Below are 16,480 nucleotides of genomic sequence, written 5' to 3' on the forward strand. Positions count from 1 at the left end.
ATGAAAGAACAACGGGAACACCATCCGCCCTCCTGGGCGCAGCGATTTGTAGAATGGTATTGTAAGCCCGGGCTTGTAGAGGACCTTACGGGGGATCTCCACGAATGCTTTGAGCGGAATGTACAATCCATGGGGCCACGCCGTGCAAAGCTGATCTACATCATTGATGCCTTCAAGTTCTTCAGAAGTTATACGGTACGAAGCTCATTATTTGTCAACCTTTTTACGAACCGGATCATGATCGGAAGCTACGTTAAAACATCAGGGCGCAACATCATGCGCAACAAGCTGTTCTCATTCATTAATATCCTTGGTCTTGCCATCAGTATGTCTGTTGGATTACTGTTGATTGCGTTTGTACTCGACCTGCGTTCGTATGACAGGTTCCACAAAAATGGCGAAAGAATTTATCGCATCACCAATGTATTGACCTCCAAAAGCGAAGATGGCGGCAAGTTTGCATCCACATCCATAAAAACGGGCAGGCTCATCCGAGAGAAGGTAACCGGCATTGAAGAAGTGGCGATTATGCGCAACGACTTTTCGGGTGATGCAAAGGTGGGCGACAATATTCTCCCTATCAAGGGCTTCTGGGCCGAGCCATCGTTTTTCAGGATCTTTACATTTCCGATGGTGGAAGGCAATGCAGCAACCGCGCTGAAAGATCCTTATTCTGTTGTGCTCACGGAAACAGCAGCAAGGAAGCTGTTCGGCAACCAGGCTGCGGTTGGCAAGACAGTCAAAATAGATACCCTCGCTTACCAGGTAACCGGTATCATGAAGGACGTTCCCTTCTTTTCGCACATCAGTTTCGAAGCGCTGGTGTCGTTGTCCACGGCTGAACAAATTAATAAAGGCGATAACCATTTTGCCGCATGGACAAACATGTGGTCCAACTCCGTATACATCCTCCCCTCGGAAAATGCCGACATGGCTGCAATCCGTTCGCAGCTCAATGCCTTGGCAAGAGAGGAAAACCTCGCTGAAGAAAATACGAAGATCCAACTCGAGCTGCTTCCTTTATATAACATTGTGGTTGGAGAGAGCCTGCGTCAATCCGAGGGTGGCCCTGGTTTCACTGGCCCTCACATGCCCCCTGTGGTGCTTTGGATACTCGGCGGACTGGCATTTGTTGTGATATTGTCCGCCTGTTTCAATTATACCAATCTTTCGATAGCACGCGCTATGCGGCGTATTAAGGAAATAGGCCTCCGCAAAGCTATCGGCGCAGGAAAAAGCCAGGTACGGCTACAGTTCCTGGCCGAGGCGGTTATGATTTCCCTGGCAGCCCTTCTTCTCTCCTTTCTCCTGTTCCTCGTATTACGGCCAGTGCTGATCAACATGGCGCCGGAGATGCAGCGCACGGTGAAGCTTAATCTTACGCCATCGATGGTTGCAGCATTTATCGTTTTTTCCGTCGCCGTAGGTATTATTGCCGGTTTCCTGCCTGCTATATTCTTTTCAAAAGTGAGCCCCATGAGTGCGTTCGGCAATGTTTCATCGGTAAAAATGTTCAAACACCTGACCCTCAGGCGCTCCCTGGTGGTGATTCAATACACGGTTACGCTGATCTTTATTACAACAACCGCCGTCGGCTATGTGCAGTATAAGAACATACTTGCATTCGACCTGGGATTCAAGACAGCAAACATTCTGAACATTAACATGCAGGATAATAAACCCGACGTTTTGATGAAGGAACTCAGTGAGATGCCGGAAGTAACTGCATTGTCGCGGTCCCTGATCACCACCGGCGTGGGAAACGCCTGGGGCGGCAATATGAAGTATAAAGATTCGCGGGATTCTGTCCTGGTCATGACCAATCACATTGACGAAAACTATTTGCCGCTGCATGACTATAAGCTCCTTGCCGGCGGAAATTTTGTAGCCCGGCCCGTCACTGCCCAGGCTGTGGGCGAAGTGATCGTTAACCAACAGGTTTTAAAGCGCTTCAACATAGGCGGCAACAACCCGGAGAAAGCAATCGGTGAACAGATTACATTGAATGGGCGCAAAATGACCATTGTTGGCGTGATGCAGGACTTTCACTATGGCAAGGTGGAGAACCTCATCGGGCCGGTGGCATTCACGTTCTGGACACCTGAAGACAGGGCCATCATCAGCGCCAAAATACAAAGTTCCGACATGCCGGCCACGGTAGCCCGCATCGAGTCTATATGGAAGAAGATCGATCGTGTTCATCCGTTTATGGCTGAATTCTATGACAAAGCCATAGAAGATGCATACAGCGAATTTTCCACTATGATCAAGATCATTGGCTTCCTCTCTTTTCTGGCTATTTCCATCGCTTCAATGGGATTATTTGGAATGGTGGTATTCACCACCGAAACAAGACTAAAGGAGATCGGCATCCGGAAGGTAATGGGCGCCAGCGACGGCAATCTTATATACTTACTGAGCCGCGGTTTTCTATTGCTGCTGTCGGTATCGGCGCTCATTGCCTTACCGGTAACTTACTTCTTCTTTAAAATCGTTGTACTCCGCAATTTCCCCTATCATACCCCCGTGCAAGTCCCCGAACTGTTCGTTGGCTTACTGACGGTGTTGCTGATCGCGTTCATTATGATCGGGTCGCAGACTTTGAAGGCAGCGAGAAGCAACCCGGTGGCGGTTTTGAAGAGTGAATAGGATCACTCTTCGTCAACTCCGGGTAATTTTTCTTAATTCACTTTGAAATACAAAGTACTTTCATTTACTTTACATTTCAAAGTTTTTCTTCATCCTAAAAACAAGGTCATGAAAACTTCAAGAAAAAAATTTGTTCTCCTCTTCCTTCTTGCCGGGTTTGTTTTTCTTTTTCTTTATAACGTAATTTTTCTCTCCGACGTGGGTCTCCTTCCCGCAAGCGGGGCATCTTTCCTCAGCACGGAATCACTAACAGGATGGAAGAGCATTGTAGCCACGATTCTATATCCTGTCAAAATTGTTTTGGCAGGCCCTATGCTTCCCCTTCTCAATTTGCCGGATCCTCCGCCGCCATTTTTGGTTATCGGGTTTGCTATTTACTGGACGATACTGGCCCTGGTAATTCATTATTTTATTGGGAAGGTTAGACGCGGCTATCAGGTAAATAAAAGCGAGAAATTTAATCAACGTTAAATGTAACGCCTGTTAACTCTTCAGTCAATTTCCACAATTGTTTTGCACTGGCTTCATCTAAAGAATACGGTTTTACCCCATTTGGTGTTGACGAATTTATGGCTAATTCAGCTATGTCACCATCCTCGAGGTACACACCGCCTATTTCGTTTAGTAACGGGCTTGTAGCGGCCCATATGGTTGTAGCCGCGCCTTGCGGAATGGTTTTTAGTGACGCAATAACCTCTGGTACAGGATTTCCCTTATCGTTGTAAAAACCAAATTGCTGCAATATTTCCAATGGCGCTTCCCTGGTTAGTTCAGTTCCCCAGATATTACCGGGATGCAATGAATATGCTCTTACGCCATATGGTTTGGCACGGTTGTCCAATTCAAGTGAAAAGAGATTGACGGCGGTTTTTGATTGTCCATAGGCTTGCAATGTTTCATAGTCACGATGTTCAAAATTCGGATCATCAAAATTGAAAGGTGCAAAATGGTGCCCCAAAGAAGAAACATTGATCACTCTTGCGCCTTTCGCTTTCTTTAGCGCTTCCCATAACCTTACAGTAAGCTGAAATACCGCAAGATAATTGGTTGCGAATTGCGATTCATTCCCGTTTGCATCACGGCGCAATGGCACGAACATAATTCCTGCATTGTTAATGAGCAAATGTAATGGCCTACCCGAAGCCAAAAACTTTCCGGCAAAACTGTCAATAGAATTGTTATCTATCAGATCCATTTTCTCAATTTCAACATTGGCAATCCCTTGCAGGTTTTTCTTTGCTTTTTCAACATCTCTTGCAGGTACAATAACTGTTGCCCCTGCTTCAGAAATGGTTTTGACGGTTTCCAAACCAATTCCTGTGCTACCCCCTGTAACGATAGCGATTTTTCCCTTAAGGTCGATTCCTTTAATTACATCACTGGTAGTTGATGTTGCGTTAAACGTTGAACCAATCGGCTTCTGCAACGCTCCTCCAAAGTTATTCTGTGCCATTTTTGATTATTATTTGATTAGGGTAAAGGCTGAGTATATCTACTCATTTTCTTTATTGATTGAATCCTGGCTGTAAAGTTATATCAATAGAATATATTTTAGTAACTTTGTATCATAAAGTAACTGTAACCTTGAAGTAACAAAGTAACTTATGGAGTGCAAACCCGAATCTCAAATAGATCGCAAAAAAGAAATGATGGCCATTCATGATGCAATGGACGTGCTGAGCGGTAAATGGAAGATCTATATCATCTCTTCTATTTGCCATTACAACAAAAGAAGGTTTTCTGACATCCTGAATGATGTAGTTGGTATATCGAATAAAATGTTGAGCAAAGAATTAAAGGAACTGGAAATAAATCAATTGGTTGAGCGTACCGTTTTAGACACACATCCTGTAACTGTTCAGTATGAACTTACTAAACACGGCAAAACGTTACAGACCATCATTAACAACCTGACAGACTGGGGAAAAGAACACCGGAAGAAAATTATTGCAAAAAAATAAGATGTCCGTTTATTAATTAAATAAAAAAGCCTCCAAAGTTCAATGACTTTGGAGGCTTTTTCGGGTAATCCCTTTATGAGGTTCTTCTTTTATTGTTTCATGCACCAATTCAATAATGCGGGATACAATTCATCTATTTTTTTACGGGGTTGTGCTTTACGTAACCTTATCAGGCAGTCTGTAAATTCCTTCATTTTTACAAATCCCCGCTGTTTGCTCATCACCTCATTCACGTCTGTATAAACTTCTTTCAAGATGGCAGGATCATTCTTATACACTTCTTCACAATACAAGATAAAAACTCCGAAAGTCATATACTCATTGAATACTTTTACCGGAGTTGGATAATACGCAGTGCCTTCCATAGTAGTATCCACCCACTTACTCCTGTTTTTCAGCGCTTCATTGATCTTTTTTTCGGATTGATCACCTGGCTTCCGCACATAATTGTGGTCTATTTCTGTGAACATGCCCCTGGTGTTAAATGCCTCGGTATATTTTGCAGACCATGCATCATTGTGATCGATAGGTGGCAACACCATCTGTATCATCTCAAAGTCGTTTTTCTTAAACGACAGTGTGTAGTTAAGCCCATTTATCAGGGGCGAGCAAAGGATCTGGTAACTATTGATGTGGGTATTAAAATTAGCTTCCAGCCATTTCCATTGTTTATCGAGGTTGGCGTTTTTCTCATAATCGGACACGATGCCCTGGTAATAAGCCGCATGCGCAGCGTAGAATTCACGGAACCCTGATTTTTTCGCAAAATCTTCAATGCTTGTTTTATACGTTGTGATGGGATTTACCGTGATTTTGGTACCGGCTACTTCATCGGCGGGCAACAAAAAAACATTATTGGGCAGCAGCTGATCCTTCTCAAAATCATATGCAATGGCATTCCCGGTTAAAAAAACATAATGCAAAGGGCTTTTCTGAAGCAGGGAATCAAAAGTGGCAATAACCGGTTCCTTTCCATACGGTGCAAATTGTTTCAATACATCCTGGTAATAGGGCCCCTTTAACTGTATCATGTCATCATTCCCCAGGCCTGTTGGGGTAATGGCTATCATGATGTGAATCAGTTCCTTTACCTCGTTGATTTCAATCCTGGATTTCCTATCATTTTCCTTTTTAAAAGCGGCGGAAAAATTCACGTCTCCGTCTTGTGCAAATAAACAAGCAGGGATAACCGCCAGCAGGGCAGCTAAAATTGTTCTTTTCATATGAGTTGTGTCTGTTCGATTTTCTACTACATAGGTGGCAGGCATCCTGGGTGGCTATGAGAAGCCATGCAGCATGCCTTACAGGTAAACGGGATACCGGCAAATTACCGGATTTAAACTACAACACCGGGTCAACAAAACACGGTCCGGCAGCCGGCAACAAAATACAAACAAATCCGGAAATTTCATCAAACTCAAAGCCGGCATTATCAGCCCTGGCGCACAATCCTGGAAAGAAAATAGCATGATAGTTATAAAATCGGGTGTAAACATATCAAGTGACCTAATCATTGTCATTTGGGTTACCTGACACGACGCCCAGGTTGTGTAACAGGATAAACAGAGAGATATATATTTTGGCGCCCTTGTAGTATATAATGCTCAATAATTATTTAAAAGACTTCAGCGTTTTCAGTATTGCAGTTGTCAATTGATAAAGATCAACACCTGCCTGATCGTCCTTTTCATTAGTAAGCAGGATAATAGCTGCCTGCTCATTTGGATATAGCGAACAAAAACTCCGGAATCCGTTAGTACCTCCATCTATCCTGATATAATAATCCCAATTCCTTGTCCTGCCAATTGCCCATTGGAAGCCAACGGCGTCTTGCTCCACGTTACCATAAATAATCCGGTGGGTCAGTTTTACCGCCGCATCTTTTTCAGCAAGTTGGTAATCAGCATATTTCAGCATATCGTCTATACAGGAATGAAGCCCTCCGGCAGCTGGAAAAGAGGTTGGTACCGGCTGTGCTTTTTCGCCGCTGGCAGTATAACCATTAAGTACCTGTGCGCTTTTTACAGGAATGCGATTTACAAATGTATTTGTCATATGCAGAGGGCCGGTTATATGGCGTTTGATCAAAGTTTCATAGTCCGATTGATAAATATGCTCCAGTGCATATCCCAATAACTGGTACCCAACGTTGGAATATGCATATTTCAACGTCTTCAAACTATCCAGTTTGATTTGCTGCAGGTGATCCAGAAAATAGGCTTCAGTCATTGGAGCGGATATATCACCGCTTGCAAAACTATTTGGGAACATGGCGGTATGACTAAGCAAATACCCTACGCGTACCGGTTCCCCGGAGGGATAATGAAGTGCGGGAAAATTTCCCGGCAGATACTTCCGGATGTCCGCATCCAGTTTCATTTTGCCTTCGCCTATTGCCTGCGCAACCAGCAGACCTGTGAATGTTTTAGTAATCGATCCTATCTCATATATTGAGTTGGACCGTGTTAGCTCACCCGATTCCGGAGCCGTTTGCCCATAGTTATAGCGATAATAATGCTGATTATATATTACCCCGATGGAAATGCCCACCCGCCCTGTTTTATTTAAATATAATTTTGCCGAACGATCCACAGCAGAATCCAGCTGGGTTTTCAAGGGATTGTCATTCAACACCTGGGCTGAACAGTTGGCGTATACCGCAAAAAGGACGATGACGATGCCGATTTTTTTCATGTAAGAAAGTTCTTTTCAAACCAGTAAGCCATACTTCTGTAAACAACGCTCTTTTATGAAGATACAAGAATATCCCAGAAACAAAAAGCCGCTCAAATCCCGGAGGGTAAGCGGCTTTCTGTTTCCAAGATATCAAGATAAATCCATGAAAGTCGTGTACACGGACGCCATAGAGGGAACACGACGGGAGACTTTCATTCTTTCAGAAGTCGGAGCATGGAAACGACTTCAATTGGAGTCCTTTTATTTTCTACCAAATGGAGACCTTTTCATTAAAGTTTTCAAGGCACCTTTATAGGTATCTACGCCACCAAAAGCAGGCGCTTTGGAGTCGGAAAAAATCTGTTCGCCATGATCATTGTAAATGGCAACATTCACATGTGTATCGTAATTAACGGTAGTGTAAGAATTAGAAGCGCTGTATGCTGTACCCTTTGTTTTATCGTTGTTGGTTTTGCTGTTGTAACTTGCCGAACCGCTGCCGAACGTTGATGTTCCTTTGTTCTGGATAGAATAGGCTCCTATCACCACATACTCAACTCCTAATATTTCAGCCCATTCTTTTGGTGTGTACATAGACAGATCAGCGGCAGTGAGATTCTTTTTAGTCAATATATTATTAGTCACCATCGGGTCCTGTATAGTTTGAAAAGGGGATTGCGACCTCAATGCGTTGATACATGACTCCTGTACCTGCTTACTCATTGTTGGCGTTGCCAGCGATTGATCATTGGTTTCAATTTCAAAAGGCAATACGGCAACTTTGTTCTTTCGCTGTTCGGCGGAAACGGCTGGAGCGGGCACATTACTCTCCGCACTGGCGGTAGCCGGGGATGCCTGATCAAATGTTTCCGTCCGTCCACTGGCGAAATCTATTTTACTGATATCAGACTTATCTATTTCATACTCCGCTGTTTCATGACTGTAGGAAAATTTAACCGTTGTTTTTGTAACAGATGCAATCTTTCCTGTTTTCTTTTCACCATTTTTCATGGTAATCACATCTTCTTTGGCTTGCGAGAAGGAAGGTAAAACCGCGCAGGTAATTACAAGGAATAGACAGATGACGGCGTAGTTAACTATTTTTTTCATTATCTTTTTTTTGAAGTTATATAAATCAACAATTTTCATTACCGGCCAATACTTTTTCAGTTGTTGCAATCTTTGGTTGAACAGAAGGGTTGGATGGATAGGTTCTTCTATAGTTTTTCAGTAAAGAGCATTAAATCTTTTTTATAAGGTCATTAACAAGTAACTTTCTGATAAGTTCAACTGTTGAATCGGGTGCCACTTACAGAAATATCTGCTGAATCATCGGTCTTTTTATTTTCACCGGAACCACAGGACATGATTACCGTAGAGAAAAATTCTTTTTTTTGCATACAGAAAAATAGATTACGCCTAATTTAAATTTAAATCAAAAAAAGTTTCAAATAAAATATTTTGATTTATAAGGAGCTTTAAACAAAACTTTAGTTAAACAGGGAAAAATACCAGCCTTCAGACCCATTGGAATAAGAGCATGTATTTTTAAAGCCAGTCTTCGCAAACGGGTAGCAAAGCAGAGCGTTTAATCTTTGCTGTTTGGTTCGGAGTACAATAATTGCTGCATGCTATTCCAAAGAAAGAATACACCCGTGTCGTGTATTTTCATGCTTGCTAAAAGAGCCGCTGGCAGGTAGAGGTATTTTTCAGCAAGTCAAACAACAATATATCTACTGCTGCTTAAATTCTCAACTTAGTATTTGCAAGTCAACCCCAATAAAATTAAGTAAGCGAAACAGCGAATCCGCACTTTGATAGACTAACAAATAGACCAAAACAACAAAGCCTGCGACTAGCGCAGGCTTTGAAAATTTCCAGTGATCCCTATGGTACGAATCTCGAACCAATTTATCCAAGAGTTAAAGAAATTGGCTGATTAAAAGAAATAAATACATTATAAAAATATTTTATGACTAATATTTACTGGAAAATACTGCCTGTCCAGGATTTGTACTTGGGAAATCCTGGTTATCTGGAAAACCGGCTAAAGGGGCGTAACAACGGGTCATAATGCATATAAAAGAAATAAAATGACCTCATTTTTTGCGAAATTGAACTCAGTCGTATGTAGGGACGTCGCCATATTGCCAAGGCACTGTTAGCGGCTGGCATACTTGTTTTAATGTTATTGCTATCTTGAGTAATATACTAAAACTGCACCGCAGGCAAACGCTTTACACTCTAGAAGTTTTAACTCTAATTCGTTTTTTAAAGGATTGAAGATTTGTTGTCCGTTACCTAATGCAGCAGGGTTTGCAAGCACATAATACTCATCGATTAAATCATGTTGTATTAATGATGATACAAATGAATCACCACCATATACAATGATGTCTTTCCCATCTTTATTTTTCAGTGCTTTTATTGCCTCTGCTAAATTGCCATTTATAATGATTGTATTGTCCCACTTGCTGTCCTTGAGGGTATTTGAAAAAACTGCATTTGGAATTTCTGCAAACCGTCTTCCAAGTTTGTGCTCAACATCATTGGGATTGTTTGCCACTTCAGTCCAATATGGAATAAACCCTTGCCCAGTTTTTCTTCCATGCAGAATGCAGTCCACATTGGTGAGATTGTCAATACTAAAGTCTGACATTCCGCTGTCCCATTTGTTGTCAAGTAAAATGTTCATTTGTAATTTTATCTTTCTCATTTTATTAGTTTTTACAAAAGTAACTAGGTCGTCTCACAACCCAGGTAGGCTATTGTTGATTTGCAATAAAAAAATGGACAAATTATTAAGCTGCTTGTTTTAGAATAGATTTACCAAATTCTTCGGGAGTTAAATATCCCAATATTGAATGTTTTCGCTGTCTGTTGTACCATATTTCGATGAACTCAAATAACGCTGTTTTTGCGCTCTCAATAGAGCTATACACGGTATTATAACCAGTTTCTGATTTGAGTATCTTGAAGAAATTCTCTATTACAGCGTTATCCCAACAATTTCCCTTTCTGCTCATACTTTGCTGTATTGGTGTGCCTTTAAGTAATTTTCCGGAACTCATGACTGGCATACTGCACACCTCTATCGGAATGAAAAATCATATTTTTAACCCTCGATCTATTCCTGATAGCCATTTTCCACGCAGCAACAATTGTTTCTCCGGCTGTCATACCTGTACTCATAGACCATCCAATGATTTTTCTATCAAACAGGTCCATGATAACTGTAAGGTAAAGCCAACCTCCCCGGGTTCTTATATAAGTCAAATCTGACACCCATTTTTCTGAAGGCCGATTTGCGGTAAATTCCCTATTGAGGATATTGGCAGATACTTCCAGATGATGGTTGGAATCTGTCGTACATATTTTAAACTTACCTGTTATAATACTGCGAAGGCCTTGCCTTTTCATTATCCTGGCAACTCTTGGTCTGGAGGCATACAATCCTATAGATTTAAGCTCCTTTGCGATTTTAGGACTACCATACCGGCCTTTGCTTTTGTGATAGATAACTTCAATTTCTTTACGGATCAACTCATTTTTTATGGCAAGAGGTGATGGTTTTCTTCTGAGCCAGGCATAATAACCACTATGGCTTACTTTCAATACCTTACACATCTTCTCAACACAAAATTCTGCCTGATAGGCCTTTATGAACCTGAATATTTGTTGTCGTCCCTGGAGAAGATGCTTACCGCCTTTTTTAGTATCCGATTCTCCATTTCTGCATCTTGAAGAGCTTTCTTGAGTGACTGGATTTCTTTCTGTTCTGGTGTCAGGTCTTGTTTCCCGTTTCCTGGAAAACTACGGGATCCTTGGTCATTGTGTTCTCTGGACCACCGACGAACCATATCAACACCAATACCTAATTCTTTAGCTACTGTTCCCGCTGGCTTACCTGTACGGTACAATTCTACTGCCATTAGTTTAAAGGCCTTATCGTAGCTCTTTCTTTCTCGTTTACTCATTATTATCAAAATTAATAAAAGAGCTTAACTTAATGTCCTCTCAAAGGTAGCAGATCCAAAACCATAGTCATCCTTTGCTCACTAAAACAAAAAGGGGCATAGCGAAGTCCCTTAAACTCATCTTTAGAGGACGCAATTTGCGTCCTGCAATTCTCAAACTCTTCCTTGGCCATTTCAAACATAAAATCTTCTGGAAACCGATTTATATTTCTTCTCACAGCCTCTTTTAACCTCTTAGTTTCAACACCGTAAAGCTCAGCAAGGTCACGGTCTAACATAATTTTCTGCCCTCTGATAAAATAAATTTTATTCTTTACTATTTCATCTGGAATTGAGGCTTGCTTAATGTTTTTAGCCATAAATAAAGCTTATACAAAGAATTGATTTTCGTGAGGTAAAAGTAGTCGTTAGTATAAACTGTATACTTTATCATTTGATAATTGCGCGGTATTAACAAATCATTGGTAGGTAAACAATTAAAAGAATATTAAACTCAGAAACTGTAAGACCTAGCGACTAAGAAATCGGCCCTATGGTACTCGAACTCATTATCAATTGAAAACAAACAATTTAATTGAAAGCTAACTTTTCTACCAAAAACTATCGAACATACAAAAGCCTTCAAATCTTGCGACTAGAAGGATTTTTTATTTTTCGTGATCCCTGTGATACAAAACTCGAATCTTTATATAGATTTACGTAAATTAGATAAAATAGTACAAGTCTGAAAATTCAAATATATAATAAATAAAAATTATATATTTACAGTTATTTTTATCCTAACATATTAATTACTCAACCTTTCCCCTCTATATTTATCTACAAATACCTAATGAATAATGCTGGACTATATTAACGATGATATTTTCAACGTCGAATGCAACCTTTTGGTTATACCGGTTTCGACAGAAGGTACGATCTCCAAGTCTTTCAGGGCCGGTCTAAACAAGCTTCAGTTATCAGATGACTGGGAAGGTAAACCCTATAATCTAGGAGACGTAGAGATCAGAGTCTTAGACCGTAAAGGATCAAGAAAATATATAGCATTTGCCTGCAGTGTTGAAGAATACAATAGCGCCTATTTTGCCATTCGCATGATCGGTAGAAAGCTGGCGAGGATAATACAAGGAATGGATGATGTTAAAGAAATTGCAACTCCCATTTTGGGAACTGGCGCGGGAAGGCTTGACCCGTTCTTAAGTCGGAATATCATGGTGAATGCATTTTATGAGGTTGCCCGGCCATCAGTTCGTTTGATCTTCTGCACGCGAGACCTTAGCGTCTACCGTTCTTTCGAAAACCGTTCATTAGATATAGATATTGCAAGCGGGCTATTAGTGTTAAAGGCCGAATTACCTAATATTGCCGAGAACGACTTGCTCAGGGACATACAATCCGAAAAAGAATATTATTTTGATCTTGCGGAGCAAAAATTTAAGCAGTATCTGGACTATGAACCGAAGGCTGAAAGTTTTTATAAAAAACTTGAAGACGACTTTAAATTTTCAAGGCTGACATTTAAGGATTTTCTGGCTGAGTTGAGTAATAGAAAGGGATATGCCCAACAATCGTCCTTCGCCAATCTTTGCGGTGAATTGATTGCCTATATGGACTACCATGCCTATCGGAAAAATATCTGGAACAAATATTCGGATAAACGCGTGCTCGCAAAATCCGCGGTCAGGCAACAACACTGGTTTACCAATCTCATAAGATTCAAAAGGACAGGGCACTTGCATGAGCTGAGCTCAAGTATTAGTAATGCGATCATATATCTCATGGATCCGGCCCACAATATTACCATGCTTTCGGAAAGGCAGAGGGCAAGTGTCTTCTCTGAAATCTTGTCACAGCAATACACGTCAGAAAATGGTACTGCAGCACTTTTGGCTGTATTTAGAGAATTAGGTCTCCGGTGTAGGAATCCAAAAAATTTTGGTTTCCTTTGCAGCCGAATCCTTTATCTACCGTTTATAAAACAAATCTGGACCGATCCTGCCCATCAGGGAAAAGATGAGGGTATTGTTGAGGAACAGGTTGATATTTCTCAGGCCATTCAGCTTATTGAAAATTGTTTGGTTACACAGTCTACCAGCCTTGATCTGGGTAATTGTGGGCTAACAGATTTATCTATCTTGCCTGAACTCTTTGAATGTATCCACTTGGAAGAATTGATACTAAGCAACGAATGGGCCGTTTATGAGAACGGGAAGTGGAAAAAGATCACAAGCCGGAACAAGGGAAAACGAAATACGTTAAAAGAGCTTCCCTCTGAGATAAACAAGCTTAAGTACTTAAAGCGGCTAATATGCGGTGGTGATTGGAATAGTGGTCGCAGCAAGTGGAACAGATGGGAAATTACAAACCTCTCCCCGATTACGTCGCTACCGGAACTAGAATATCTGAATCTGAGCAATAACAGGATAAAAAATACCAGGGGACTAAGTAAGCTGCATAAGCTTGCAAGCCTCCATTTGAACAATAACGAGATTTCCTCAGTTGAAAGCTTATCAGGGCTAAACAATCTGGCCGAAATTCTGCTCAGCAACAATTTTATACAGAATGTTTCATTCCTTCAGGGGCTTGAGGTCGTCTATACCATAGACCTTCATCAAAATAGCATCACTGACCTACGGCCGATCCAGCAGCTTATTAGCAGGTTGGGCATCGTCAATGACAAATGGAAAGTAGGGACTATTAATGTGGCAAAAAATTCACTGGAACAGCCACCTATGGAAATAGTCAATATCGGAAAGGAAGCCGTACTGAGAACGCTTGAAGATATAAAAAGAAGAGGGAGTTATATCAATAAGGATATCAAGGTTGTACTTGTCGGTAATAGCGAAGCTGGGAAATCGACCTTGGTAAAATACCTCGATAATGGGAACGGGTTAGATCAGACCCATCCAGCGACACTTTGGATGGAGGAAAAAGTAATAACGAGCAAATATAAAATAAATAAGCTTGGTGATTGTTGTATCCTCCACATTTTCGATTTTGGTGGCCATGATTATTACCATGATACCCATCACCTATTTTATAGTACAAATACAGTCTATCTGCTAGTCTGGGAAGAGCGGACCAATAATCTCAATTTGAGGAAATGCATTCAGGAGGACATCACAGGTGAAAAAATAGAAATAGAGACGCAAGATTACCCCGTCAAATACTGGCTGGAATCCGTGAAGTATTACATTAAAGATATTAAAGCTGATAACTTTGAATTTGATATCGAAAGGGAAACTACATACAGCGGCTCATTGCTGCTGGCCCAGAATAAAGTGCCAGATGCCTCCCGCATAACTCATTTGAACAACCAATCCCTTTCTAAAAACTACTCCTTTATACATGAAATCATCAATATTTCCATAAAGGATCCGGAGCGAAACATGGTGCACTTTGATGTTATTTTTGAAGAAATGCTTGATAAGATGGACATAGTTGGTGCCGTCCTTCCTAAATACTATGAGATCGTAAAGAACAGCATTGTCGGCTATAGCGGCCAACCGGTTTTAGGTGTCCATGAGTTTCAACAGTACTGCAGTAGTCTCTTGGCTGACCCAATAGACACAGAGCAATGCCGGATTCTAATCAATTACCTTCAGCAGATCGGCATGCTGCTTTATTCGGAAAATTCCGGGCTGGGAAAAGTATATGTACAAAAAAAATGGGTAATTGACAATATCCATAAAGTACTTCTAAACCTAAGCAATCAAGCAGGAGAGTTCGATAAAAAGTATATGGAAGGTGTGTTAGGTGGTTCCAGCGACGACGATATCAATAACGTTTTGGAGATGATGCTTGATTTCAGAATGATATTCAGGCACCCTTATAAAGAATGTTATATTGCACCCCTGTACCTTTCCAGAATGCCGGAAGCAAAGGTCAAGCTTTTTTTAAACGAAAGAACCAAGCCATACCGAAGATTTGAATATTCGGGATTTATTCAAAAACATGTTGTGCTAAGCATTTTTCAGAACTACAGCAACTTGATATCAGGGGACCGGAATGCATCCGGCAATGAGACCTTTTACTATTGGAAAGATGGACTCATCATCAAAAAACCTGGTACCAGCGAGATTGTAATGATAAAGTTCTTCTTGGGCACTGTCGATGGAAATGCATATGTCGACGTATATGATGTCAGCAACCACGGCAAGGGGTCAGCTTTTATTCAAGAAGTAACCCAATATGTCAGGGAGGTCAATGTGGGCTATGAGCTGGAGGAAATGGTAACCCTCAATGGCATTGACTTTATCTCCGTCGCTGTACTGGAAAAAAATGCTTTGCATGGCAAGCTAGTTTTTTCGGAAAGAAAATTGGCAGACTTTGATCATATCAAAGGCGAAGAGAAGCTTTTCAAACTAAAAGACTATGAAGAGTATATGACGCTGGCAATTAAGCGTAAGAAAGTTGTTATCTCGTACTCGAAGAAAGACCTTGCTCACATTCATACGCTACGGCGCTATCTTCAACCGCTGGTTGATGCGGAGTTAATTGAAGAGCCTTGGTACTGCACAAACCTCTTACCGGGAGATAATTGGAATCAGAGGATAAAGGAAAAATTTGACGAGGCGGATATCGTGTTCTTTATGGTAAGCGAGTACTTCTACAGCACCAGGTATATAGTGGATCATGAGATCAGAAATGCAATTGACCGTTATGATGAAGGGGATCCCATTAAAATCGTCCCTATCATTCTGGAGTTTTATGATTGGGGCAGAAAGGAGCCTTACAATTTGAAACGTTTTTCGGCACTCCCTTACCAGGCTAAGCCCATCAGTGATTTCGGCAATCCTAAGATTGCCTGGGTTACCATTACAGAATCTGTAAAAATGATGATTGAAAAGGACTTGGACCCAGCAAAGATGGAAATAATAGGCAGGGATCTGCAGGAAATTTACGAGCGCCAGGTTAAGGGGAAACTAGATAATAATTTCACTTGATTGCAAATAGTTTCCCAGTATGTAGCCGACACAGTAGATGTTTTTGCAAAACATATCTGACTACTATGATTATGATAAGGTCGGTTTACCCATCATAAAAAGATCGTGAATTCGATACAAATAGGAAAGCTGTTTTTCGAAAAAAAAGGATATCGAGCTCTTGGGTTCAAGGCCATAGTAACACTATCTAAAAAAATTGTATAGCCATATAAACCGGTGCTAGATTAAAGTTAATAAATCAATAAATTTACAACTCTAATTCTTATAGTAG

At 41.1% G+C, this 16,480-nt stretch carries 13 protein-coding genes; 4 read left to right on the plus strand and 9 right to left on the minus strand.

The window, feature by feature from the left end:
- Window positions 1–2,649, plus strand: coding sequence for an ABC transporter permease (locus PV783_RS23185; RefSeq protein ID WP_420989764.1), 2,649 nt, complete (start codon window positions 1–3; stop codon window positions 2,647–2,649).
- A gap of 108 nt (window positions 2,650–2,757) precedes the next feature.
- On the plus strand, window positions 2,758–3,120 hold the full coding sequence (locus tag PV783_RS23190) for a hypothetical protein (protein WP_420989765.1): 363 nt from the start codon (window positions 2,758–2,760) through the stop codon (window positions 3,118–3,120).
- On the opposite strand, the gene PV783_RS23195 is transcribed toward PV783_RS23190, so the two are convergent.
- The gene (locus PV783_RS23195; protein WP_420989766.1) at window positions 3,107–4,102 is read right to left on the minus strand and encodes an SDR family NAD(P)-dependent oxidoreductase; all 996 of its coding nucleotides are present in this window, start codon (window positions 4,100–4,102) and stop codon (window positions 3,107–3,109) included. The two genes, PV783_RS23190 and PV783_RS23195, sit on opposite strands and share 14 nt — an antisense overlap.
- A 151-nt stretch (window positions 4,103–4,253) precedes the next feature.
- On the opposite strand from PV783_RS23195, the gene PV783_RS23200 reads away from it, so the two are divergent.
- On the plus strand, window positions 4,254–4,610 hold the full coding sequence (locus PV783_RS23200) for a winged helix-turn-helix transcriptional regulator (RefSeq protein ID WP_079473662.1): 357 nt from the start codon (window positions 4,254–4,256) through the stop codon (window positions 4,608–4,610).
- Window positions 4,611–4,699: 89 nt separating this feature from the next.
- Here the strand turns inward: PV783_RS23200 and PV783_RS23205 are convergent, their stop codons facing one another.
- The 8 genes from PV783_RS23205 to PV783_RS23240 all read right to left on the minus strand — a co-directional run bounded on the left by PV783_RS23205 (window position 4,700) and on the right by PV783_RS23240 (window position 11,622).
- Entirely contained in the window at window positions 4,700–5,833 is a 1,134-nt protein-coding gene (locus PV783_RS23205) for a DUF4932 domain-containing protein (protein ID WP_420989767.1), read from the minus strand.
- A gap of 388 nt (window positions 5,834–6,221) precedes the next feature.
- The gene (locus tag PV783_RS23210) at window positions 6,222–7,304 is read right to left on the minus strand and encodes a serine hydrolase domain-containing protein (RefSeq protein ID WP_420989768.1); all 1,083 of its coding nucleotides are present in this window, start codon (window positions 7,302–7,304) and stop codon (window positions 6,222–6,224) included.
- Window positions 7,305–7,547: 243 nt separating this feature from the next.
- Entirely contained in the window at window positions 7,548–8,396 is an 849-nt protein-coding gene (locus tag PV783_RS23215) for a CsgG/HfaB family protein (RefSeq protein WP_420989769.1), read from the minus strand.
- 1,084 nt (window positions 8,397–9,480) lie between these two features.
- The gene (locus PV783_RS23220) at window positions 9,481–10,002 is read right to left on the minus strand and encodes a dihydrofolate reductase family protein (RefSeq protein ID WP_420989770.1); all 522 of its coding nucleotides are present in this window, start codon (window positions 10,000–10,002) and stop codon (window positions 9,481–9,483) included.
- A gap of 85 nt (window positions 10,003–10,087) precedes the next feature.
- Entirely contained in the window at window positions 10,088–10,366 is a 279-nt protein-coding gene (locus tag PV783_RS23225; protein ID WP_420989771.1) for an IS3 family transposase, read from the minus strand.
- Window positions 10,335–10,961 carry an IS3 family transposase gene (locus tag PV783_RS23230; protein ID WP_420990658.1) on the minus strand — a complete coding sequence of 209 codons (627 nt, stop codon included), beginning with the start codon at window positions 10,959–10,961 and terminating at the stop codon, window positions 10,335–10,337. Before PV783_RS23230 ends, PV783_RS23225 begins: the two co-directional genes overlap by 32 nt.
- Entirely contained in the window at window positions 10,946–11,263 is a 318-nt protein-coding gene (locus PV783_RS23235) for a transposase (RefSeq protein WP_420989772.1), read from the minus strand. Before PV783_RS23235 ends, PV783_RS23230 begins: the two co-directional genes overlap by 16 nt.
- A 29-nt stretch (window positions 11,264–11,292) precedes the next feature.
- Window positions 11,293–11,622 (minus strand): ORF6N domain-containing protein, encoded by a 330-nt coding sequence (locus PV783_RS23240; RefSeq protein ID WP_420989773.1) that lies wholly within the window; start codon window positions 11,620–11,622, stop codon window positions 11,293–11,295.
- Between the two features lie 480 nt (window positions 11,623–12,102).
- On the opposite strand from PV783_RS23240, the gene PV783_RS23245 reads away from it, so the two are divergent.
- Window positions 12,103–16,209: a COR domain-containing protein gene (locus PV783_RS23245; protein WP_420989774.1), complete on the plus strand. Its 4,107-nt coding sequence runs from the start codon at window positions 12,103–12,105 to the stop codon at window positions 16,207–16,209.
- The last annotated feature ends 271 nt before the right edge of the window (window positions 16,210–16,480 follow it).

The sequence above is a fragment of the Chitinophaga sp. CC14 genome, assembly GCF_048957795.1.
Classification (GTDB): Bacteria; Bacteroidota; Bacteroidia; order Chitinophagales; family Chitinophagaceae; genus Chitinophaga; species Chitinophaga ginsengisegetis.